22 protein-coding genes and 1 pseudogene are annotated in these 20,968 nt (G+C 55.0%); 18 read left to right on the top strand and 5 right to left on the bottom strand.

The features are described from left to right. The 15 genes and pseudogenes from RA157_RS06275 to RA157_RS06205 all read left to right on the top strand — a co-directional run bounded on the left by RA157_RS06275 (window position 1) and on the right by RA157_RS06205 (window position 13,604). The gene (locus RA157_RS06275; RefSeq protein ID WP_350335614.1) at window positions 1–777 is read left to right on the top strand and encodes an ABC transporter permease; all 777 of its coding nucleotides are present in this window, start codon (window positions 1–3) and stop codon (window positions 775–777) included. 11 nt (window positions 778–788) lie between these two features. Beyond that, window positions 789–1,433: an ABC transporter ATP-binding protein gene (locus tag RA157_RS06270; protein ID WP_350335613.1), complete on the top strand. Its 645-nt coding sequence runs from the start codon at window positions 789–791 to the stop codon at window positions 1,431–1,433. A 241-nt stretch (window positions 1,434–1,674) separates the two neighbouring features. Next, window positions 1,675–3,189, top strand: coding sequence for a signal recognition particle protein (ffh, locus tag RA157_RS06265; RefSeq protein WP_350335612.1), 1,515 nt, complete (start codon window positions 1,675–1,677; stop codon window positions 3,187–3,189). Between the two features lie 57 nt (window positions 3,190–3,246). After that, window positions 3,247–3,633, top strand: a complete 387-nt coding sequence (gene rpsP, locus RA157_RS06260) for a 30S ribosomal protein S16 (RefSeq protein WP_350335611.1) — start codon at window positions 3,247–3,249, stop codon at window positions 3,631–3,633. Between the two features lie 28 nt (window positions 3,634–3,661). Then, window positions 3,662–4,210 carry a ribosome maturation factor RimM gene (rimM, locus tag RA157_RS06255; protein ID WP_350335610.1) on the top strand — a complete coding sequence of 183 codons (549 nt, stop codon included), beginning with the start codon at window positions 3,662–3,664 and terminating at the stop codon, window positions 4,208–4,210. Continuing rightward, entirely contained in the window at window positions 4,207–4,905 is a 699-nt protein-coding gene (gene trmD, locus RA157_RS06250) for a tRNA (guanosine(37)-N1)-methyltransferase TrmD (protein ID WP_350335609.1), read from the top strand. Before rimM ends, trmD begins: the two co-directional genes overlap by 4 nt. Before the next feature lie 34 nt (window positions 4,906–4,939). Then, window positions 4,940–5,854 carry an EamA family transporter gene (locus RA157_RS06245; protein WP_350335608.1) on the top strand — a complete coding sequence of 305 codons (915 nt, stop codon included), beginning with the start codon at window positions 4,940–4,942 and terminating at the stop codon, window positions 5,852–5,854. Between the two features lie 166 nt (window positions 5,855–6,020). Further along, window positions 6,021–6,467 (top strand): annotated as a pseudogene (gene rplS, locus RA157_RS06240) (50S ribosomal protein L19); the annotation flags it as partial. A 172-nt stretch (window positions 6,468–6,639) separates the two neighbouring features. After that, window positions 6,640–7,458 (top strand): class I SAM-dependent methyltransferase, encoded by an 819-nt coding sequence (locus RA157_RS06235; RefSeq protein ID WP_350335607.1) that lies wholly within the window; start codon window positions 6,640–6,642, stop codon window positions 7,456–7,458. Between the two features lie 145 nt (window positions 7,459–7,603). Continuing rightward, window positions 7,604–9,010 (top strand): 3-isopropylmalate dehydratase large subunit, encoded by a 1,407-nt coding sequence (gene leuC / locus RA157_RS06230; protein ID WP_350335606.1) that lies wholly within the window; start codon window positions 7,604–7,606, stop codon window positions 9,008–9,010. Between the two features lie 303 nt (window positions 9,011–9,313). Beyond that, window positions 9,314–9,529, top strand: a complete 216-nt coding sequence (locus RA157_RS06225) for a hypothetical protein (protein ID WP_350335605.1) — start codon at window positions 9,314–9,316, stop codon at window positions 9,527–9,529. 384 nt (window positions 9,530–9,913) lie between these two features. After that, window positions 9,914–10,519 carry a 3-isopropylmalate dehydratase small subunit gene (leuD, locus tag RA157_RS06220; RefSeq protein WP_350335604.1) on the top strand — a complete coding sequence of 202 codons (606 nt, stop codon included), beginning with the start codon at window positions 9,914–9,916 and terminating at the stop codon, window positions 10,517–10,519. Between the two features lie 89 nt (window positions 10,520–10,608). Beyond that, the gene (gene leuB / locus RA157_RS06215) at window positions 10,609–11,721 is read left to right on the top strand and encodes a 3-isopropylmalate dehydrogenase (protein WP_350335603.1); all 1,113 of its coding nucleotides are present in this window, start codon (window positions 10,609–10,611) and stop codon (window positions 11,719–11,721) included. A gap of 95 nt (window positions 11,722–11,816) precedes the next feature. Further along, window positions 11,817–12,245, top strand: coding sequence for a hypothetical protein (locus RA157_RS06210; protein ID WP_350335602.1), 429 nt, complete (start codon window positions 11,817–11,819; stop codon window positions 12,243–12,245). A 324-nt stretch (window positions 12,246–12,569) separates the two neighbouring features. Continuing rightward, entirely contained in the window at window positions 12,570–13,604 is a 1,035-nt protein-coding gene (locus RA157_RS06205; protein ID WP_350335601.1) for an aspartate-semialdehyde dehydrogenase, read from the top strand. A 182-nt stretch (window positions 13,605–13,786) separates the two neighbouring features. On the opposite strand, the gene RA157_RS06200 is transcribed toward RA157_RS06205, so the two are convergent. The 5 genes from RA157_RS06200 to RA157_RS06180 all read right to left on the bottom strand — a co-directional run bounded on the left by RA157_RS06200 (window position 13,787) and on the right by RA157_RS06180 (window position 18,313). Then, window positions 13,787–14,431 carry a carbonic anhydrase gene (locus tag RA157_RS06200; RefSeq protein WP_434058472.1) on the bottom strand — a complete coding sequence of 215 codons (645 nt, stop codon included), beginning with the start codon at window positions 14,429–14,431 and terminating at the stop codon, window positions 13,787–13,789. Window positions 14,432–14,539: 108 nt separating this feature from the next. After that, window positions 14,540–15,505: a threonine/serine dehydratase gene (locus tag RA157_RS06195; RefSeq protein WP_350335600.1), complete on the bottom strand. Its 966-nt coding sequence runs from the start codon at window positions 15,503–15,505 to the stop codon at window positions 14,540–14,542. 18 nt (window positions 15,506–15,523) lie between these two features. Beyond that, window positions 15,524–16,255 (bottom strand): DUF429 domain-containing protein, encoded by a 732-nt coding sequence (locus RA157_RS06190; RefSeq protein ID WP_350335599.1) that lies wholly within the window; start codon window positions 16,253–16,255, stop codon window positions 15,524–15,526. Further along, complete coding sequence (gene pdxY / locus RA157_RS06185) at window positions 16,252–17,112, bottom strand: pyridoxal kinase (protein ID WP_350335598.1); 861 nt, start codon at window positions 17,110–17,112, stop codon at window positions 16,252–16,254. Before pdxY ends, RA157_RS06190 begins: the two co-directional genes overlap by 4 nt. Before the next feature lie 28 nt (window positions 17,113–17,140). Further along, on the bottom strand, window positions 17,141–18,313 hold the full coding sequence (locus RA157_RS06180) for an NAD(P)/FAD-dependent oxidoreductase (protein WP_350335597.1): 1,173 nt from the start codon (window positions 18,311–18,313) through the stop codon (window positions 17,141–17,143). Window positions 18,314–18,429: 116 nt separating this feature from the next. On the opposite strand from RA157_RS06180, the gene RA157_RS06175 reads away from it, so the two are divergent. From RA157_RS06175 to RA157_RS06165, 3 genes are all read left to right on the top strand, one after another. Beyond that, window positions 18,430–18,636 carry a DUF1737 domain-containing protein gene (locus RA157_RS06175; protein WP_350335596.1) on the top strand — a complete coding sequence of 69 codons (207 nt, stop codon included), beginning with the start codon at window positions 18,430–18,432 and terminating at the stop codon, window positions 18,634–18,636. A 13-nt stretch (window positions 18,637–18,649) separates the two neighbouring features. Further along, window positions 18,650–19,672 (top strand): TraB/GumN family protein, encoded by a 1,023-nt coding sequence (locus tag RA157_RS06170; RefSeq protein WP_350335595.1) that lies wholly within the window; start codon window positions 18,650–18,652, stop codon window positions 19,670–19,672. 114 nt (window positions 19,673–19,786) lie between these two features. Then, the gene (locus RA157_RS06165; protein WP_350335594.1) at window positions 19,787–20,839 is read left to right on the top strand and encodes a MaoC family dehydratase; all 1,053 of its coding nucleotides are present in this window, start codon (window positions 19,787–19,789) and stop codon (window positions 20,837–20,839) included. Window positions 20,840–20,968: the final 129 nt, after the last annotated feature.

The following is a 20,968-nucleotide window of genomic DNA, read 5'->3' as shown; positions in this document are numbered from 1 at the left end:
ATGAGTGCATTTAATCAGGCGATGATCGTCCAGATGCGTGTGCTCGGGGCGCTTGTTCTGCGGGAAGCACGTGCGACTTATGGTGATACGAAATTCGGTCTTCTGTGGGCCATTGCTGAGCCTGCTGCCGGCATAGCCTTGCTGGTTACAATTTTTTCTGCAGTTGGCCGGCACCCAGCGCTTGGCCAGCATTTTGCTATGTTTTTTGCGACAGGCATTCTGGCTTTTACGCTCTACAAGCATCTATCCTCAAAGCTCATGAAAGCTCTGCAGCAGAACCAGTCTCTTTTGTCCTATCCGGTGATTAATGAGCTCGATATTCTGATAGCCCGAATTGTCGTTATCGTTGTCACCAATATTGCAATTATGCTGGTGTTCTTCTCGGTCCTGAATGTGACCGGATATGGCCATTACCCGAAGGATATAGCTACTCTTTTGATGGCATTCTTTTCAGGCGTTTTGCTCGGTGTGGGTGTTGGCGTATGTAATCTGGTCCTTTTCAGATTGTTTGCTGTCTGGAGCCGGGTTGAAACGATTATATCGCGGCCGATGTTCTTCATATCCGGGATCTTCTTTATTCCGGACAGTATGCCCCCGAATATCCGGTATTTTTTGTCCTGGAATCCGGTGGTGCATCTGATTGACTGGTTTCGAACGGCCTTTTATCCGACCTATCATGCGTTTACTCTGGAGAAATGGTATCTTTTGACATTCGGTTTGACCCTGACGGTGCTGGGTCTGATCGCTGAACGCTTTACCAGACGGTATGTGAGTTAGAGACGAAACCCATGATCCGTTTTGAAAATGTATCCAAATCCTATCGGATAAAGAACAGCCGGAAGGTTATTCTGAAGGATTTTAATCTGGTTCTGCCACGAGACCGGAATATGGCTCTTATCGGGCGGAATGGTGCTGGAAAATCCACGATCATGCGTCTTATTGCCGGTGCAGAACAGCCGGATAGAGGCCACATCTATCGGGATGCCAACGTGTCCTGGCCAATCGGGTTTTCCGGTGGTCTGGCTGCCACGATGAGCGGTCTGGAAAACACACGGTTCGTTGCCAGGATCTACGGCGTTGATACAGATGAGCTTGTCGATTATGTGCGGGATTTTGCTGATATAGGGGCTTATTTCTACAGTCCGGTCTCCACATACAGCTCCGGTATGAAATCCAAGGTCGCCTTCGGTATCAGCATGGGTATCCAGTTTGACACTTATCTTATTGATGAGGTGACCGCAGTCGGTGATGCTCACTTCAAGAAGAAGTGCCGTCGGGTTTTCCGAACCAAGCTCGCCAGTTCAAACATCATAATGGTTTCTCACAGTATGCGTACCCTCCGAGAGTATTGCGATGGTGCGATCCTTGTTGAAGATGGTGAAGCGATCATCATTGATGATCTTGAGGAGGCCATTAAGCATTATGCGAGATAGGCCGGCGTCTGTTTCGCGTATCAGAGTGGCATTGGATACGGAAGGTCTTGACCTTTTGTGCTGTTCCGCATAAAAACCGCCAATCTCCTGTGAGATGATGACAATTGAGCCGCCGACCGGGACCCGCAAGGTATAAAGAGATCCCGGAGGTCACCATCCGCCAGCGCTGTGCGCCCGCGGGTGTCGTTTTGGTATGGATTGTCGTTTGCTCCGGGAGTGCGGCAAGTAAAGAGATGGATTCATGTTTGAAAGCCTGTCCGATCGACTGAGCGGTATTTTTGACAAGCTGACCAAGCGCGGCGCGTTATCCGATGCGGATGTGAACGCTGCCTTGCGAGAGGTGCGTCGTGCGCTGATTGAGGCGGATGTGGCGCTGGATGTGGTCCGTTCCTTCACTGACAAGGTGCGCAGCCGTGCTGTCGGGCAGGAAGTCGTCAAATCGGTGACCCCGGGCCAGATGGTGGTGAAGATTGTTCACGACCAGCTTGTGGACATGCTCGGGTCGGACGCCGAGACAATCGATCTGAATGCATCGGCTCCAGTGCCCATCATGATGGTTGGCCTGCAAGGATCCGGTAAAACAACCACGACTGCCAAGATCGCCCGTCGTCTGACAGAGCGAAGCCGCAAGAAGGTTCTGATGGCGTCGCTCGATACGCGTCGCCCGGCTGCGATGGAGCAGCTGAAGGTTCTGGGTGAGCAGAACGCTATTGAGACCTTGCCGATTGTGGTTGGCCAGACGCCTCCGCAGATTGCGGACCGGGCGATGAATGCGGCCCGTCTCGGCGGTTACGATGTGGTCATTCTGGATACCGCCGGCCGGACCCATGTGGACGAGCCCCTGATGGTCGAGATGGCCGAGATCAAGGCAAAGGCTCAGCCTCACGAAATTCTGCTGGTTGCCGATTCTCTGACCGGTCAGGATGCGGTTAATGTGGCCAAGTCCTTCGATGATCGGGTTGGCATTTCAGGCATCGTTCTGACCCGTGTTGATGGCGACGGTCGCGGTGGTGCGGCCTTGTCCATGCGGGCTGTAACCGGCAAGCCGATCAAGTTGATCGGTACCGGCGAGAAGGCCGATGCTCTTGAGGATTTCCACCCGTCCCGGATTGCCGACCGCATTCTCGGCATGGGCGATATTGTCTCGCTGGTTGAAAAGGCAGCTGAGGCGATTGATGCCGAGCAGGCCCAGAAAGCGGCTGAGAAACTTCGCAAGGGCAATTTTGATCTGCAGGATCTGGCGGACCAGCTCCAGCAGATGGAGAAGATCGGTGGTATGTCCGGCATGCTGAGCATGATGCCCGGCATTGGCAAGATGAAGAAACAACTGGCTGCGGCCAATATGGATGACGGGATTATCAAGCGCCAGGTGGCGATTATCCAGTCGATGACCAAAAAGGAACGCAGCAATCCGAAAATCCTGAATGCCAATCGCAAGAAGCGTGTGGCTGCAGGGTCCGGCACTTCGGTGCAGGACATCAATAAGCTTCTGAAAATGCATCGGCAGATGTCCGACATGATGAAGAAGCTTGGCAAGGGCAAAGGCGGCGGCATGCTGGGCGGCCTGTTTGGTGGAGGTATGCCGAATATCGATCCGGCTGAACTGGAAGCTATGGCAAAGTCCGGTGACATGCCGCAGATGCCCGATCTTTCAAAGGGATTGCCGGGTGGTCTTCCGCCCGGTCTGCCCGGTGGCTTGCCTGGAATGGGCGGCTTTCCGGGACTGCCCGGCCTCGGCAAGGGCAAGAAAAAGTAAATCACTCCGGCTTTGCCGGATTAACGAACACTGAGATATCAAACAAAGGATCCTGTTATGGCTCTTAAAATTCGTCTGGCCCGTGGTGGCTCTAAAAAACGCCCGTTCTACCGCATCGTTGTTGCTGATGTCCGCTCTCCGCGTGACGGCCGTTTCGTCGAGAAAGTCGGCACCTACAACCCGCTTCTGCCGCGTGATTCCGAGCAGCGCGTTGAGCTCGACATCGAGCGTGTCCAGCACTGGATTGCCAATGGCGCCAAGCCGACCGACCGTGTCCTCCGTTTTCTGGACGCCGCTGGCATCGCAACCCGTCCGGCTCGCAGCAACCCGAATAAAGCCAAGCCGGGCAAAAAGGCTGTTGAGCGTGCTGAAGAGAAGCGCATGAAGGAAGAAGAAGCTGCCGCTGCTGCTGCCGAAGCTTCTGAAGAAGCGGCTGCAGAATAAGCCTCTTTGATTTCAAGCGAGGTGTGCCATGGGCGCTGATCAGAACCTGTTATGTCTTGGTGTGATCGGTGCCGCTCATGGCATCAAGGGTGAGGTGAGGGTCAAATCCTTCACCTCGGATCCCCTTGAACTTGGTTCTTATGGCCCGCTTTCAACGGATGGGAAACCAGCCGTTCTGGAGGTGGAGACCATTCGCCCGTCCAAGGGTGTTGTCGTCGTCCGTTTCAAAGGAATCCGCGATAGAAATGCAGCGGAAGCACTGAACAGGCTTCAGTTGTTTGTGGATCGGTCTGCCTTGCCCGAGGCAGAGGATGATGACGAATTCTACCATGCTGATCTGATCGGATTGTCTGCTGTATCTGTTGACGGCCAGGCGCTTGGGACAGTCTCTGGCCTTTTTGACTTTGGTGCCGGAGATCTTGTTGAGATTACATCCGGATCAGGCAAGACCACCCTGTTGCCTTTCACCATGGCCGTGGTCCCGGCGATTTCGCTGGATGAAGGCGTTGTCACAATCGACCTTCCTGATGAGATCATTGCCCAGCCGGGTGCCGATGATCGTGAGACCGGCGCATGAGCTGGCGCGCGACCATTCTGACTCTCTATCCGGATATGTTTCCAGGGCCTCTTGGCCAGAGTCTCAGCGGTCGGGCTTTTGAGCAAGGGCGCTGGGCGCTGGACACGGTCAATATTCGTTCCTTCGCTCATGACAGGCATCATACGGTTGATGATACCCCGGCAGGTGGTGGTCCTGGCATGGTGCTGAAGCCGGATGTTCTGGCTGATGCTATTGACTCGGTTGGAACAGACAACCGCCCGCGATTGCTGCTGAGCCCGAGGGGCCGACCGCTGGATCAGGCTCGCGTTCGGGAGCTGGCTTCAGGGGATGGCGTTGTCCTCGTCTGTGGACGGTTCGAAGGGGTTGACCAGCGAGTGATTGACGGACGCCAGCTCGAAGAAGTCTCCATCGGCGATTATATTCTGTCAGGTGGCGAAATGGCGTCTCTGGTGCTGCTGGATGCCTGTATCCGCCTGTTGCCAGGTGTCATGGGCGCGCAAGCCTCAGGCGAAGATGAGAGCTTTGAATCCGGCCTTCTTGAATATCCCCATTATACCCGTCCGGCCGTCTGGGAAGGGAAGGCCATTCCTGACATCCTGACATCCGGGCATCATGGTAAGATTGCTGAATGGCGCAAGAGTGAAGCCCGTACGTTGACCGCAGAGCGACGCCCTGATCTCTGGAATGCCTATTGCGCGGAAGAACAGGATTAGACAAGATCGGCCTGATTGTTCCGGACGAGAGCTTATGACACATACCGGTTTTTCAGAGACGGTTTCAGCGGAAAATAAGGCCAAACAGCGCTGGACGATATCTGGCCTGAATGCTGTTCCGCCATCGGGCCTCCTGATTGTCGCTATTCTGTGCATCCAGCTGGGCGCCGCCCTTGCTGTTTATCTGTTTGCCGTTTTCAGCCCCGTTCAGCTTGTTTTCCTGCGCCTTCTGCTTGCGGGCAGTGTGCTCTGCCTTTTCTGCCGCCCGTCGCTCAGGGGGCATCCCCCTCGCTTGTATGGGATGTTGCTGTTCTATGGCGCATCGATTGCTGTGTTTAACTGGTGTTTTTACGAGGCAATTGCCCGTATCCCTCTTGGCATTGCGGTCTCTATTGAATTTATGGGGCCGCTCGGCGTTGCCCTTGTCACCTCAAAACGCCTTCTGGATGCTCTCTGGGTTGGGCTGGCGGGATTTGGCCTGTTTTTGCTGACCCCTGAAATTGGCGGTGATATTGATCCGGCAGGCATCGCATATGCCTTTGCTGCGGCGCTCGGATGGGCCAGCTTTATCCTGACCAGTCAATATGTTGGCGGCCGCCTCAAAGGTGGGTCCGGTCTTGCGCTTGGCCTGACAATTGCGGCTCTTGTGCTGTTCCCGCTATCAGGGTTCGATGCACTTGGACTTGCATTCGATAATCCGTTGTTTCTGACAGGCGTTGGCGTTGTGGCCATCCTGTCAACAGCCCTGCCGTTCTTTCTTGAGTTCGAGGCGCTGAAACGCATGAAAGCACTGAACTATGGTGTATTGATTTCCATCGAGCCTGTTGTTGCAATGATTGTTGGCGCAATTCTTCTGGGCGAGTGGGTTGGCATCAATGGTGTCTTTTCAATTTTACTTGTAACGACAGCGGCATTGGGGATGGCGTTAACGGATAAATCATCGTCATGATAGTATCAAAAAAGACATGACAAAGCCTATCTGATCGCTTATAGGTGCGCCCAACGTTTTATCCGAATAGTCCGGCACGACGAATTCGTCCCTTGCGACGCAGCAGCTCTTGTTGTTGTCGAGCGCATTGGACGCTCTGGCCGCGCCTCAGAATAAGGACGGACTAATGAACATCATTGCTGAGCTCGAAAAAGAGCAAATCGCGGAAGTTGCTGCAAAGCGTTCCGTTCCGGAATTCTCTCCTGGTGACACCCTCCGCGTCAACGTACGCGTGACGGAAGGTAACCGTGAGCGTGTGCAGGCCTATGAAGGCGTTTGCATTGCGCGTAAGGGCGGTGGCCTGAACGAGAGCTTCACGGTTCGCAAGATCTCCTATGGTGAAGGCGTTGAGCGTGTATTCCCGATCTATTCCCCGATGATCGACTCCATTGATGTCGTTCGCCGCGGTAAGGTCCGTCGCGCCAAGCTTTACTATCTCCGCAGCCGTCGCGGTAAGTCTGCACGTATCGCAGAATCCACCAGCGTTCGCACCAAGCGTCTCAACGATGCTGACCGCGCCCGGGTTGCTGCAGCAAAAGCTGCAAAAGCTGCAGAAAAAGCATCTGCTGCTGAATAAGGTTCTTATTCAGATGGAATTCAAAGGCGGGCCATCTGGCCCGCCTTTTTTGTTGCCTAAAGCGCGTTGCGCCAAAGTGGGAACCGGTTTGGCGAGTAACAACTCGCTTCAGTGAATGTATAAGCACGTTGCGTGGATCCCATTCAGCGCAACTCTCGAGGGCTGAAGAATGACGATTTTCAGTGATGCCAATCTGAAGAACTGGGATAACCGGGCTCTGATCCACAAAAAGGATACGACCGGCCTGTATCGGATCGACAAAGTGATGGCCGGCGGTTCATGCCTTCATGCTCTGGAAGCCGATGAAATCGGGGATATAGCCGGGAAATCAGTTGTCCATCTTCAATGCCATATCGGGCTTGATACCTTGAGCCTTGCTCATCTTGGCGCGACTGTGACGGGTGTGGACTTCTCTTCGGAGTCGATCAAGGCTGCCCGGGATTTTGCCGCAGAGGCGGGGACGGAAGCGAGGTTTGTGCAATCAGATGTCTATAATGCTGACACGGCCCTTGGCGGGCAGACATTCGATATGGTCTACGTCAGCTGGGGGGCCTTGAACTGGTTGCCGGATATAGACGGCTGGGCCCGTGTGGTCTCTGCTGTTCTGAAGCCGGGTGGCATAGTGTATCTTGCAGAAGCGCATCCGTCTTTCATGGTTCTGGATGAGGAAAATGGCAGGCTGGTTGCCAAATATGACTGGAGAACATCCGTAGACGGACCGCTTGAGTGGGATGAAGACTATTCTTATGCAGGGGATGGCCAGCCGTTGACGCACAGGCGCTGTTATGAGTGGAATCATCCGCTCTCTGATGTCCTGGCAGCATTGAGCCGCCATGGTCTTGGTCTGCAATGGCTGCACGAGCATGATACGCTGACCTGGAAGCATGTTCCCATGATGGTAGAAGTTGGTGAAGACCAGTTCGGGCTGCCTGAGGGTCAGCCTCGCCTGCCGCTGTCCTACTCGCTCAAAGCCATCAAAATGGCATGATTTCGGCTAATCATTGGCGTTAGGGCTTGACGGACAGGCCAGACTTTCGCAAATGAACGGTTCAGTCTGGAATTTATGCAAAGTCCATAGCGGAAAGACTCTTCAAGCCGGAAGATAATCTGCGCCGGGACTCGAGGAAAATAGTATGTCTGCACCACGCACGCTTTATGACAAGATTTGGGATGACCATCTGGTTGATCAGCAGGATGATGGCACCTGCCTTCTCTATATTGATCGCCATCTTGTTCATGAAGTGACGTCTCCGCAGGCCTTTGAAGGTCTGCGTATGACGGGCCGCAAGGTGCGTGCACCTGAGCGGACGCTGGCGGTGGTTGACCATAACGTTCCGACAACAGACCGCAGCATGGGCATCGATGATCCGGATTCTGCCCTGCAGGTGGAAACACTTGCCAAGAATGCGGCTGAATTCGGCGTCGAGTATTATAATGAACTCGACAAGCGTCAGGGTGTTGTTCACATCGTCGGACCGGAGCAGGGCTTCACGCTGCCGGGCATGACCATTGTCTGTGGTGACAGCCACACCTCCACCCATGGTGCATTCGGTTCGCTGGCACACGGCATTGGCACGTCTGAAGTTGAGCACGTCCTTGCAACCCAGACCCTGGTTCAGAAAAAAGCCAAAAACATGCTGGTGCAGGTTGACGGGACCCTGCCTGATGGCGTGACGGCAAAAGATATCATTCTGGCGGTGATTGGCGAGATCGGCACAGCTGGCGGCACCGGACACGTGATAGAATACGCCGGTGAAGCTATTCGTTCGCTGTCCATGGAAGGCCGGATGACTGTCTGCAATATGTCGATTGAGGGCGGTGCTCGCGCCGGTCTGATCGCGCCGGACCAGGCCACATTCGACTATATCAAGGGTCGCCCGAAGGCTCCGAAGGACGCCGCGTTCGAGCAGGCTCTTGCCTATTGGAAAACGCTTTATACCGATGAAGGTGCAGAGTTTGATACGATTATCAAGCTGGACGCTGCAAGCCTGCCGCCGATTGTCACCTGGGGCACCAGCCCGGAGAATGTGACCACTGTAACCGGTACGGTTCCGGATCCGTCCACGATTGAAGACGTGACCCGCCGCGCGGCTGTTGAGCGTGCACTGGATTATATGGGCCTTGCAGCCAACACGAAGATGACGGATATCGCTATTGATCGCGTCTTTATCGGCTCTTGCACCAATGGCCGTATTGAAGACCTGCGCGCTGTCGCCCGGGTTGTTGAAGGCAAGACCGTCAGTGACCGTGTGAACGCCATGATCGTGCCGGGATCCGGTCTTGTGAAGGAACAGGCAGAGCAGGAAGGCCTCGACAAGATCTTCACGGCCGCCGGTTTTGACTGGCGTGAGCCGGGCTGTTCCATGTGTCTGGCCATGAATGCCGACAAGCTGAAGCCGGGCGAGCGTTGTGCGTCAACCTCCAACCGTAACTTTGAGGGCCGTCAGGGCTTCAAGGGCCGCACCCATCTGGTCTCTCCGGCCATGGCTGCGGCTGCTGCGATCGAAGGTCATTTCGTGGATATCCGCAACTACGGTTGAAGTCAGTAGAGACATTGCAATCTTTGCGCTTTATTCTGAGCCGACCCGGGATAACCGGGCCGGCTTTTTTGATGAGGGCAGGATGCGGAAACGCTCGAAATGGGATAGGGACAAGGCTGACAAGGGCTTTTGTCCCGTTGGAGGTGCTGACCTGACCAAGAGTGGTTATCGGCTGCATAAATCCCTCCCGAAAATGCCAGTTCCGGGCTGGTTTGGGCACCGAAAGCGGGGGCGGCGTCCCGTCATTATCAAGCCGGATCCGCTGGTTGAAGGTGAACTCACCCGTTTTCACGAAAGAACTCGATGGACGCGTTGGAAACGGATCCTGTTCTGGCCAGCCTTTTTGACAGTTCTATTTGGTGTATGGCATCTGCTCTCATGGATTTCATGACATCACCTGAACCAAAAAAGACCGTGCCCGAAGGCACGGTCCAGTCGTTGGGCAAATTAGGGAACCCGCTGTTGCCAACGGATCTAAAGGGTTACGTGCTGAAAGAGAAAGCCTGCGAAATGCAGTGAATATTGGTAAAAGCAGACGGCAAATGGGCCGACTGTGAATCCTGGCAAACAGGACAAATATTGGAACAATCGTTGTGATAGGAGGAAGCCTTGCCAAGTGATGTTGCTGCACCAACACCGAGGGCAGTGGTGGCAACGACAATCAGTCCAAATGGCAATCTCGACATGACTTCCTCCAACCTCTCAATGATCAAACGTTACCCAAGGACAACTGAACCAAATCTGAGATAGCGGTTCATCTGGTGTTCATTTTCCGATTTCGCCGTCAATTCGTGTAATGATTCGTACGAAGGGCTTGACCAGACGCTGTTCCCAGCGCATGAACCGGGGATGTATTTTCGGGCGCGTGCCGAACCGCTGCCCGCAGACGTTTGGAGATCCCTGATGGAGAAGTTCACGACGCTGACCGGCGTTGCCGCCCCGTTGCCGATGATCAATGTCGACACCGACATGATTATTCCGAAACAGTTCCTCAAAACCATTCAGCGGACTGGCCTTGGTAAATCCCTGTTCTATGAAATGCGGTTTAATGAGGATGGTGCGGAGAACCCGGATTTCGTTCTGAACCAGTCTGCCTATCGCAATGCGGAAATTCTTGTGGCGGCTGATAATTTCGGTTGCGGCTCCAGTCGTGAGCATGCGCCCTGGGCTCTGCTCGACTTCGGTATCCGTTGCGTTATCTCCACCAGCTTTGCGGATATCTTCTACAATAACTGCTTCAAGAACGGCATTCTGCCAATTGTCGTCAGTCAGGATGATCTGGACAAACTGATGGATGATGCCTCGCGCGGCTCCAACGCGACGCTGACGGTTGATCTTGAAGCCCAGGAAATCAAGGGCCCGGATGGTGGTGCCATTGCATTCGACGTCGATGCCTTCAAGAAGCACTGCCTGCTCAACGGTCTGGATGATATTGGCCTGACGCTTGAGAAAAGCGACAGCATTCAGTCTTTCGAGGACAAGGAACTGGCAAGCCGCCCCTGGGTCTAGGGGTTCCCCCTAGGGCTTCCCTGCAATTGTTAAACGGACCGAGCACCCGGCTTTTGCTGGATGTGCTTGAGGAATGAGAGTGAATTTCTATGGCTACGCATAAACTTCTGCTCCTGCCGGGTGACGGCATCGGCACGGAAATCATGGTCGAAGTGAAAAAGGTCATTGACTGGTTCAACAGTCAGTCCAGCCATTCCTTCGAGCTTGAAAATGATCTGGTGGGTGGTGCCGCCTATGATGCGCATGGCGAGGCAATCACTGATGCCGCTATGGATCTGGCACAGGCGGCTGATGCCATTGTGTTCGGTGCCGTTGGCGGCCCGAAATGGGATACAGTCCCCTACGATAAGCGTCCGGAAGCCGGTCTTCTGCGCTTGCGTAAGGATCTCGGTCTGTTTGCCAACCTGCGTCCGGCTATCTGCTATCCGGCGCTGGCTGATGCCTCATCCCTGAAGCGGGATATTGTGGAAGGGCTGGATATCCTGATCGTGCGCGAGCTGACCGGTGGCGTCTATTTTGGCGAGCCAAAGGAAATCGTGACGCTTGAGAATGGCGAGAAGCGCGCTGTCGATACCCAGCTTTACACAACGGGTGAAATCGAGCGCATCGCGCGGGTGGCTTTCGATATGGCGCGGACCCGGTCCAACAAGGTGTCGTCGTCAGAGAAAAACAATGTGATGAAGTCTGGCGTGCTCTGGAAACAGGTGGTTTCCGATGTGCACCAGGCGGAATATTCCGATGTGGAACTGGATCACATTCTGGCAGACAATTGCGGCATGCAGCTGGTGCGTCGTCCGAAGCAGTTTGATGTGATTGTCTGTGACAACCTGTTTGGTGACATGCTGTCGGATGTGGCTGCCATGTTGACCGGATCCCTTGGCATGCTGCCGTCCGCATCCCTTGGCGAGCCGGACCCGGCAACTGGCAAGCGCAAGGCGATGTATGAGCCTGTGCACGGATCTGCTCCGGATATTGCCGGTCAGGGCCTTGCCAACCCGATTGCAATGATCGCCTCTCTTGCCATGACCATGCGCTATTCGCTTGGCATGGTGGAAGAAGCCACCATGGTTGAGACGGCGATTGCCAATGTTCTGGCCGATGGTTTGCGCACCGGAGATATTGCCGGTGCTGGCGGCAATGCGGTCAGCACAGACGAGATGGGTTCAGCCATTCTGAGCCAGATTCAGAAGATCGCCGGTTAGAAATCGAAAAGACGGCCGGAGTCGATAGAAATTGACTCCGGTCTGCCGCCTCTCTTTAATGATTGCAGTAAGATAGAGTACAATCATTGGGGGGAATGATGGCGGAAAATGATGTAAAAACGGAACCGGCTCTCAATTCGGGCGATGCTGTTTCGCAGGCCGATGGGGTCTTCCAGTCCTTGATCCTGCAAGGCCCCACTCAGGGTACGATTATCGTTTTTCTCATCGTTCTTGTACTGTTGCTGCTGAGTGTTCTTGTTATTCAGGGCTTTTTCAAGTTCATGACGACGCACAATGTCAGCCTGGCCGACAATAATCTCCGTCTTTTGACAATTGCCATGCTTTTGCCGACCATCGCTGTTCTTGCGATGATCAAGGATGTGGATCGCGGGCTGGTGGCTTTGATCAGTGCAATTGCGGGTTATATTCTGGGGCAGGCTGCCAATTCAAACCCCAATGCTGCAGGGTCCGCACGCGGCAATGCCGAGTCAAATGGTGGACCGCCCTCGCCATCAGACCACTGATCATGAAATTTTGATGGAATAACAAAGACTGTTCTGATGGTTTGCCCCATTGACAGGGCCGGAAAAGCGTTTAGAACAGGCGTCGGTTTTTAACAGGGTAATCCTATGAGCGGCTTTGTGCCTCACATTCGGTCTAAACGTGCTGCGGCTTTTGCTGCCACGATGGCCTGTGCCCTGATCACCAAGACGACCACCATCAAAACCACCAAGACCACCACGGTCTGACTCCTCGCTTGTCTCCCACATGCTCTCCCGGGACCAGGCGGAGAGTGAGACGCGGCGCGGGTCGCGGAATTGATGGGAGAGCATCGGAGTTAGGAATCCATGGGTTACAAAGTTGCAGTTATCGGCGCCACGGGGAATGTGGGCCGGGAAATGCTGGACATCCTGCAGGAGCGGGGCTTTCCGGCAGATGAAGTGGTGGCGCTCGCCTCCCGTCGCAGTCAGGGTACGGAAGTTTCCTACGGAGACACGACCCTGAAGGTGAAGGCGCTGGATACCTATGACTTCTCCGACACGGATATCGCTCTGATGTCTGCTGGTGGGTCAATCTCCAAGGACTGGTCTCCGAAAATCGGCGCGCAGGGCTGCGTTGTTATCGATAACTCCTCAGCCTTCCGTTACGATCCGGATGTGCCGCTGATCGTTCCGGAAGTGAACGCAGACGCCGTTGACGCGTTTGGCAAAAAGAACATCATTGCCAACCCGAACTGTTCAACGGCCCAGATGCTTGTGGCGCTGAAGCCTCTGCATGAGCGGGCCAAAATCAAGCGTGTTGTCGTCTCGACCTACCAGTCCGTATCCGGTGCCGGCAAAGAAGGTATGGATGAGCTTTTCAACCAGAGCCGCGCCGTCTTTGTTTCCGACCCGATTGAAGCTCAGAAATTCACCAAGCGGATTGCCTTCAACTGCATCCCGCATATCGATGTGTTTATGGATGACGGTTCCACCAAGGAAGAGTGGAAGATGGTCGCCGAAACCAAGAAGATGCTCGACAAGTCGATCAAGGTCACGGCAACAGCAGTGCGCGTTCCCGTGTTTATCGGCCATGCGGAATCGATCAACCTCGAATTCCATGAAGAGCTGTCTGCCGATGAAGCGCGTGAGATCCTGCGTGAGGCTCCTGGCTGTCTGGTGGTCGACAAGCGCGAAGATGGTGGCTATGTCACCCCGCATGAATGTGCTGGTGAAGATGCCACCTATATCAGCCGTATCCGTGAGGATCCGACAGTTGATTTCGGTCTCAATATCTGGGTTGTTTCCGATAACCTGCGCAAGGGTGCTGCTCTGAATGCGGTTCAGATTGCAGAGCTTCTGGTCAACAAAGGCCTGATCTCACCAAAGCAGGCTGCGGCCTAAGTTAAATTTGCATTCTACAGACTTAAACGCCCGGCAGTTATGCCGGGCGTTTTTGTGTTTTACAGCGTGCTTCTGAAAAGTTGATAGACTTTTCAGATAAAAGCTCGAGCAAAAACAAATCCTTAAAGCACCGCTACCAATTCAAGTTAAAGGTCTGGTGCTTTAGGCCGAACGGCCTGATCTTATACGTTGTCAAACGATCCGGTCTCAGGGTTCATCGTTCTCAGCTCGCCACTTGAAATATCGAACCAGGCACCATGAAGACTGAGCTGCCCTGCCTTTTCCTGTTCTGCAACATAGGGGAAGGACCGAAGATGGCTGATGGATTGACGGATGCCTGCATATTCAAGGGCGCGCTGGCGGTCGTCACCGTCCTCAAGTTCAAGGCAGGCGAGAGTTTCGATAGCCGGTTTCAGCATGCTGATCCACTTGCCGATGAAGTCACCTTCTGACAGAGCTTGGAAGCTGTCATCAAGGCTTGCCTTGACGCCGCCGCAGCTGCCGTGACCCATGACGACAATATGCTGAACCTTGAGAGCCTGGACGGCGAATTCCAGCGCGGCGCTTGTGCCGTGATAATCGCCATCCGGGGCATAGGGGGGCACGAGGTTGGCCACATTGCGGACCACGAACAGCTCACCGGGCCCGCAGTCAAAAATTGTTTCCGGTGCCGCGCGACTGTCACAGCAGGAAATGATCATGACCTCCGGCTTCTGCCCCCGGCGTGCCAGAGCTTCATAGCGGGATCTCTCCTGCGCCAGGCGACCTTCGCGGAACATGTCGTAGCCGACGAGAAGTTTGTGAGGAAACGGTGCTTTGTCTGTCATCTTGTCATCCCTCCAATGATTGTTGCGTTCCGGCGTGTCTAGCCATTTTGCCGGAAAACACAATATCCCTTTCCGCATCATAGGTCGTTTGATGGGGTTTTTCGCTATTTACCCAGTCAGCGTGGCGGGATCCAGGTTTCCACCACAGACAAGGATTCCCAGTCTCTCCTGGGGTGCCGGAGTATATGCGCCACTCAACAGTGCGGCGAGGGCTGCTGCGCCACCGGGCTCCGCAGCAATGCGCATGGTTTGCCATAGTCGTGTCTGCGCCTGCCGAATGGCGTTATCGGACACCAGCACCGTGCCGGAGCCATAGGCCTTCATGGCATCGAACCCGAGCTGTCCGATCCGTCTGGCCCCAAGGGAGTCTGCCGCAAGGGAATTGACGTCCACATCTGTTGGAGCGCCAGCATCGAGAGCCTGATGCAGCGCAGATGCGCCTTCCGGCTCGACACCGATTACATTCACCCGCCCCTGAAACCAGTTCGCAAGCCCTCCAATCAGGCCGCCGCCGCCAACAGCCACCAGCACAGTGTCGAGAGTGTCGGTCTGGTTTTGCCATTCAAGGCCGGTGGTTGCCTGCCCCAGAAGTGTTTCAGGTGCATCATAGGCATGGATGCCGTCAGCGCCGGTTTGGGCCTGAAATGCTTCGCAAAACGCCAGAGCGTCTGCATATCTGTCGCCCTCAACATGAACATTGGCTCCGGCCTGTCTGATCAGCTCGATTTTTGCGGGGCTTGAAATAGATGGCACAAAGATATTGGCTGGCACATTGAGCTTGCGTGCGGCGAAGGCGACTGCAGCACCATGATTGCCGCCCGATGCGGCAGCGACCCCTGCCTCGGGAAATGAGCGGGTCAGCAGGTTTGTAAAGGCACCCCGTGCCTTGAAGGAGCCGGAATGCTGAAAGAGCTCAAGCTTGAGCGAGACTGGATTGGTGAGGCCGAATTCAGCCCCATCCATGTTGATGACCGGTGTCTGCCGGATATGGGGCTGTATCAGACTGTAGGTCTGGCGAATGGCTTCAGGCGCGATCTTAGGAGTGATTTCATGGGAAATTTCAGGGGAAATCATGACTGAGTATTCCTTTGTTCAGGCCCAGATGGCCATGCGCAAACCGCGCCCGTCCCGTTTGTAGTCCGGTGGAAATGCATCTGCCTCGCCTTTGAGGATACGCAGGGCAATCAGGGCACAGACAGTGGCATCTACGCGGTCGTCGGCCCCGACACCTTTCGGGCGCGGTTCGCTAAAGAAACCTGGGGGGATTCCGTGCTTTGCCAGAAGTACCTGTCGATCTTCTATCCCTGCCGGATGGGCCCGGCTCTTGATCTTTTTGGGGCTCTGCATGGCCTGCCCGTCATTCAGCCGCCAGAAGGCGAACTCCGGGTGAACCTCATAGATGAGATGTTCCAGATCCGGTGTCATGATGGCATCGATCTCCCGGATTTTCGGGAAGAGATTAAAGCACTGTTTGGAGACTTTACGAGGCGGGTCCGAATGCGCCAGTGCCGCTTCGCAGGCCTTGATGTAGTCCTCTTCCATGACAGCGGAGCGGGCGGGTACTGAGAAAACGCTGGACTGCCTGTTTCCAAGGTGAGGCCTGACACTGTTTTCAACATCCCTCCCACCTCTGATTGCCTGTTCGGGCAGGCCAATCGGCATATCGATGGCAAGGATGGCTGGCTTGAGCGGATGGTGGATTGCCTCACTGATATGAGGGATCACTTCAAACTGTGGCTTTGACGGGTTACCATTCAACAGGGTTACCATGCACCAGCCTGTTTTGCAGCCATCCAGCCCGGCAACAGAAGGGGAATCGGTCATGGTTTTGGTTTGGCCGAGAGAATGCGACGCACGGCTATGGTGGCCACAGGGCGGACGAGGCTGTCCTGATTGGTGGCGATCGCCAGTTCATCTGCGCCCTGTTTAACCGAACGCGCCAGAAGTTCGAAAATTCCCGCTGATGCGACCTCCAGAGCGCGTCTCGTATCCCGATGGGCAAGCCATTCGCTGAGGAACAGGGCAGCGATCATATCGCCCGGCCCGTTGGGTGCTGCCGGAATAGTGGGGTGTTCCGCCAGCAGAACCGGGCCATCTTCCACCAGCAGCGTGGCGGAACGATTGTTCATCATCGCAAAAGCCGAGGTGGCAAGAACGATCTTTGGACCAATCTTTTTTGCAAGCCCGGCCAGGGTTTCATTGTCATCGACACTCATGTTGTCGGCGAGCCACATCAGCTCATGACGGTTTGGTGTGGCGATATCTGACAGAGGTAAAAGGTGATCGCGAATGGCCTCGGCGATGTTGCGCGGGACATAGAGCCCGCGCTCATCACCGATGACAGGATCGCACAGAACCGGCAGATCCGGATTTCTTATGCGCATGTCACGGATGAAATCCGCAATCATCGGGGCCTGCTCCGCATGCCCCAGATATCCGGTCATGATGGCGGAAACTTCTGTGGCCCAGCGGCTCTCGGCCAGATCCTGCAGAAGGGATTTGAATTCAGTCAGATCCGGAACGAGGCGTGTTCCGCGCCCATGGCCCGGATGATAAGGCAGCATGATGGTTGGAACCGACCAGACGTCATGACCTCGTCGCATTAGGGCGAACCCTGCGCCGCGTCCGCCAACAGAGCCCCGGGCCACATGGCTTGAAAGAACAACGATCGGGCCGGGCATGGTCAGCATCCATCTGGTGGTTTGGGTATCAAATAACGTTTTGCTCGATAACGGGTCGGTTTTCAAGCAATCGGTCAAAGGCGAAGAGGGACAAGTCTATGCTCTGATAGTGGCCATAGACAATCAGTTCCGCCAGCGCCCGGCCAACACCGGGGCCATGCTGCAGGCCATGACCTGAAAACCCGTTTGCGAACATGAAGTTCTGCAGCTCTGGATGGGATCCCAGAACGGCGTTCTGGTCAAAGGCGTTGTAATCATAATGCCCGGCCCAGGCCCCGGTCTGGCGCAAGCGTTCAAAAGTGGGGATTCGATGGGCCAGTCGGGGCCAGAGTTCTGTTTCAAACAGGGGGTAGTCGACGGTGAAGTCGTGATCTGCGGCCGGGTCGTGTGCAGGTGGCATCCCGCAGATGAACCCCTTTCCTTCCGGACGAACATAAAAGCCGGACGGATCGCAGAGAAGTGGCAGGCCGGGCACGGTATCCGGGCATTCCTGGTAAAAGACGCAGCGCTTCCGGGGTTCGACAGGCAGATCTATGCCCAATGTTTGACAGAGTCTGCCCGCCTGAGGGCCTGCAGCATTGACGATATGGCCAGCCGAGAGCGTCTGTCCGTCTGTCAGGGTGACGTCGGTTACCCTGTTATTTGCTTGTTTGAAGCCGTCTACCTCGCCGTCTATAAGGGTCACGGACGGCTGAGATTTCAGCGCCTTGCGCAGAGTGGATAGAAGAAGGTGGGCATCAAACCAGCCCTCTCCGGTTTGCCCGAGGGTGCCAGCGCATAAATCATCAAGATTGAGCCAGGGAAATTTCTGACCCAGTTCATTTGCGGAAAGCCAGAGAATGTCAGCGCCATTCTGCTGCTGGACAGCATAATTGCTGCGGAGGGTATTCTCTCCGTCCTCACTGGCCAGGATCAGATAGCCACCTGCCACAAGGCCGATATCGGCATCCGGTCCAAAATGGTCGGGCATGCCTTTCAGGAATGACAGGCCGAATCGGGAAAGGGCGATGTTTTCCGGGGTTGAGAATTGCTGTCGGATAGAGGCTGCGGACAGGGTTGTTGAGGCATACTGAAATGTGGAATCGCGCTCTACAATAGCGATTGTGCCGTCAAAATCAGGATTTTGGGTCAGGAACCAGCCGATTGACGCCCCCATAATGGCTCCGCCGATGATGACAACATCATATGGTTCGGCAGCCATGGTTTCCCCTTTTCAAACTGAACTTGACGCCCTCGCGGTAACACCGTCATATGCGTTTCATCACCTCCCTATCCCGAAACAGCCTGATTGAACAAGCCTGACACGGAGAGACCACAATGAAACTGTACCGCTACCTGACCGGACCGGACGATGCGAGCTTTTGTCATAAAGTCTCACAAGCTCTGGCTGATGGCTGGGAGCTGTATGGCTCGCCAAACTATGCTTTCAATGGTGACAGCCAGAGCATGGTGTGTGGACAGGCTGTCATCAAGACTGTTGATGGCAAGGATTATGAGCCGGGCATAAAACTGTCCGAGCAGTGAAGAGAGTGATCTGATGCGCTTAATCGGTCTTGCGATCGGCCTTGTTGCTTTTCTTGGTCTGGCACCCGTGGAGGGGCAGGCGCAAAGTGCTCCGAGTTGCCCCGGAGACAATCTGATTGATGCGCTCAAGACTGATGAGCCGGATAAATACCGCGTACTCAGAGCATCAGCGGATGCCATCCCCAATGGCAAGGGGCTTGTGTGGCAGGTTACATCTCCGTCGGGTGCCATCTCCTATCTTGTTGGCACAATTCATGTGGGCCCGAAGCTTGTTCCTGATCTTCCGGAGGGGCTTGCGAGGGTCTGGAGCGAGGTGGATGGAGCTGCGTTTGAACTGAAAGAAGTCGCCGACCCGGCGGCTATGCTGGCGGCGTCATTCGCTAATCTTGGCAAACTGCTTCTGCCGGAAGGTGATTCCCTGCGGAATCATCTCACAGCCGGTGAAATACTGGTGCTTGAACAGGTGCTGAAGGACAAGGGGCAGGCGCTTGACTATATGCACCGGTTCCAGCCTGTCTATGTGGCGACGTCCCTGTCCTTACCCTCATGCGGTCGGGCGCTGACACCGGATCAGGTGAAATCCAGCCTGTCGTCTACGGTTGATGCGCGGATTGCTGCCAGGATTACAGAAGCCGGACGAGACGTTTATGGTCTTGAGACGCCTGCAGAGCAGTTTCAGAGTCTCGTCAATCTGCCTCTTGACGATCAGCTTGTCCTGTTGCGGTCCACGCTGGCTCTGGTTGACAAGCTTGATGATATCTCGATCACGATGACTGATATCTACAGGTCGGAAGAAACCGCGTTGTTCTGGTCCTGGAACCTGATGCTGGCGGAAGAAAGTGGCGCGCTGGAAGCATCAAAAGCATTCTACAACTCTCTCCTGGACGGACGAAACCACCGGATGGCAGAGCGGGCGCAGCCCTATCTTGAAAAGGGGCGTATTCTTGTTGCTGTTGGTGCGTTGCATCTGCCGGGTGAGAAAGGGCTTGTCGCACTGTTGCGGGCGCGGGGCTTCACTGTTGAGCGCCTGAAATAGGGCCTTACCTGTCGCGACTTAGGCAAATTGAGAGGTGACAGCTGGCCCCGGGTTCGCTAGCAGAGTCCCACTATGGGTCCACTATGGGCCCATTATGGGAATGAGGACCGTTTGATGAGCAAGACCAATCCGGGCAATTTCTTTGAGGATTTCTATGTGGGCATGATCATGCGTCATGCCACGCCGCGCACGGTGACTGAAGGGGATGCCGCTCTCTATACGGCCCTCTATGGCAGCCGGTTCGCGGTGCAGTCTTCCTCTGCCTTTGCCGAAACGATCGGTTATCCCCGAAGCCCGCTCGATGACATGCTGGTTTTCCATGTGGTGTTCGGCAAGACTGTGCCGGATATCTCGCTCAATGCCGTTGCCAATCTGGGATATGCGGGGTGCCGTTTTCTGGCTCCGGTCTATCCGGGTGAGACACTTTCCTCGGTGTCTGAAGTAATCGGCGTGAAAGAAAACTCCAATGGCAAGACCGGGGTCGTTTATGTCCGTTCAACGGGCTACAAGGCGGATGGTACTGAAGTTCTGGATTATGTGCGTTGGGTGATGGTGCGCAAGAAGGACCCGACCAGCCCGGCTCCTGATCCTGTTATCCCGGACCTGCCGGATTTCGTCAGTCCTGATGCTCTTGGCAATGCCTGCCCGATTATCGATCGGGATGCCTATGACGGAACACTTGCCGGAGCTCACTTCCGGTTCGATGATTATGCGGTCGGGGAAAAGATAGATCATGTGGACGGGATGACGGTGGAAGAAGCCGAGCATCAACTGGCTACACGGCTTTATCAGAACACGGCCAAGGTCCATTTCAACCAGTTCACGGAAGGGCAGGGGCGTTTTGGCCGGCGGCTGATCTATGGTGGCCACGTGATTTCACTGGCCCGGGCGCTGAGTTTCAACGGTCTGGGCAATGCCTTTCACATAGCAGCGATCAATGGCGGTACCCATGTGGCGCCGCTCTTTGCCGGAGACACGGTCTTTGCTTGGTCGGAAATCCTCGATAAGGCCGATTTGCCCGGTCGTGATGATGTGGGTGGGCTCCGCGTGAGGCTGGTTGCCAGCAAGGACCGGCCATGTTCGGATCATCCATATAGAGATCAGGGCAAGGGGTATGAAGACGGTGTTGTCCTGGATCTGGATCTCTGGTTGCTGATGCCGCGATGATTGCAATCTGAAAGCCTGGTATCTTAATAGATTGTAAACCAGTTTTTTCCAGTCTTATGCGTAATGGCGGGCAGGGTGTTGCTGCCATTTGAAGTTACATCTGTTCGTGTGCTGTTGGTTGGGGGAGCT

The organism is Coralliovum pocilloporae (assembly GCF_030845175.1).
In the GTDB taxonomy this organism is placed as follows: domain Bacteria; phylum Pseudomonadota; class Alphaproteobacteria; order Rhizobiales; family Cohaesibacteraceae; genus Coralliovum; species Coralliovum pocilloporae.
This window is presented reverse-complemented; position numbering and strand designations above follow the sequence as displayed.

Coding starts and splice junctions, on each gene's coding strand:
- RA157_RS06275 (WP_350335614.1), top strand. CDS start 1: ATGAGTGCATTTAATCAGGCGATGATCGTCCAGATGCGTGTGCTCGGG.
- RA157_RS06270 (WP_350335613.1), top strand. CDS start 789: ATGATCCGTTTTGAAAATGTATCCAAATCCTATCGGATAAAGAACAGC.
- ffh (WP_350335612.1), top strand. CDS start 1,675: ATGTTTGAAAGCCTGTCCGATCGACTGAGCGGTATTTTTGACAAGCTG.
- rpsP (WP_350335611.1), top strand. CDS start 3,247: ATGGCTCTTAAAATTCGTCTGGCCCGTGGTGGCTCTAAAAAACGCCCG.
- rimM (WP_350335610.1), top strand. CDS start 3,662: ATGGGCGCTGATCAGAACCTGTTATGTCTTGGTGTGATCGGTGCCGCT.
- trmD (WP_350335609.1), top strand. CDS start 4,207: ATGAGCTGGCGCGCGACCATTCTGACTCTCTATCCGGATATGTTTCCA.
- RA157_RS06245 (WP_350335608.1), top strand. CDS start 4,940: ATGACACATACCGGTTTTTCAGAGACGGTTTCAGCGGAAAATAAGGCC.
- RA157_RS06235 (WP_350335607.1), top strand. CDS start 6,640: ATGACGATTTTCAGTGATGCCAATCTGAAGAACTGGGATAACCGGGCT.
- leuC (WP_350335606.1), top strand. CDS start 7,604: ATGTCTGCACCACGCACGCTTTATGACAAGATTTGGGATGACCATCTG.
- RA157_RS06225 (WP_350335605.1), top strand. CDS start 9,314: ATGGACGCGTTGGAAACGGATCCTGTTCTGGCCAGCCTTTTTGACAGT.
- leuD (WP_350335604.1), top strand. CDS start 9,914: ATGGAGAAGTTCACGACGCTGACCGGCGTTGCCGCCCCGTTGCCGATG.
- leuB (WP_350335603.1), top strand. CDS start 10,609: ATGGCTACGCATAAACTTCTGCTCCTGCCGGGTGACGGCATCGGCACG.
- RA157_RS06210 (WP_350335602.1), top strand. CDS start 11,817: ATGATGGCGGAAAATGATGTAAAAACGGAACCGGCTCTCAATTCGGGC.
- RA157_RS06205 (WP_350335601.1), top strand. CDS start 12,570: ATGGGTTACAAAGTTGCAGTTATCGGCGCCACGGGGAATGTGGGCCGG.
- RA157_RS06200 (WP_434058472.1), bottom strand. CDS start 14,431: ATGACAGACAAAGCACCGTTTCCTCACAAACTTCTCGTCGGCTACGAC.
- RA157_RS06195 (WP_350335600.1), bottom strand. CDS start 15,505: ATGATTTCCCCTGAAATTTCCCATGAAATCACTCCTAAGATCGCGCCT.
- RA157_RS06190 (WP_350335599.1), bottom strand. CDS start 16,255: ATGACCGATTCCCCTTCTGTTGCCGGGCTGGATGGCTGCAAAACAGGC.
- pdxY (WP_350335598.1), bottom strand. CDS start 17,112: ATGCCCGGCCCGATCGTTGTTCTTTCAAGCCATGTGGCCCGGGGCTCT.
- RA157_RS06180 (WP_350335597.1), bottom strand. CDS start 18,313: ATGGCTGCCGAACCATATGATGTTGTCATCATCGGCGGAGCCATTATG.
- RA157_RS06175 (WP_350335596.1), top strand. CDS start 18,430: ATGAAACTGTACCGCTACCTGACCGGACCGGACGATGCGAGCTTTTGT.
- RA157_RS06170 (WP_350335595.1), top strand. CDS start 18,650: ATGCGCTTAATCGGTCTTGCGATCGGCCTTGTTGCTTTTCTTGGTCTG.
- RA157_RS06165 (WP_350335594.1), top strand. CDS start 19,787: ATGAGCAAGACCAATCCGGGCAATTTCTTTGAGGATTTCTATGTGGGC.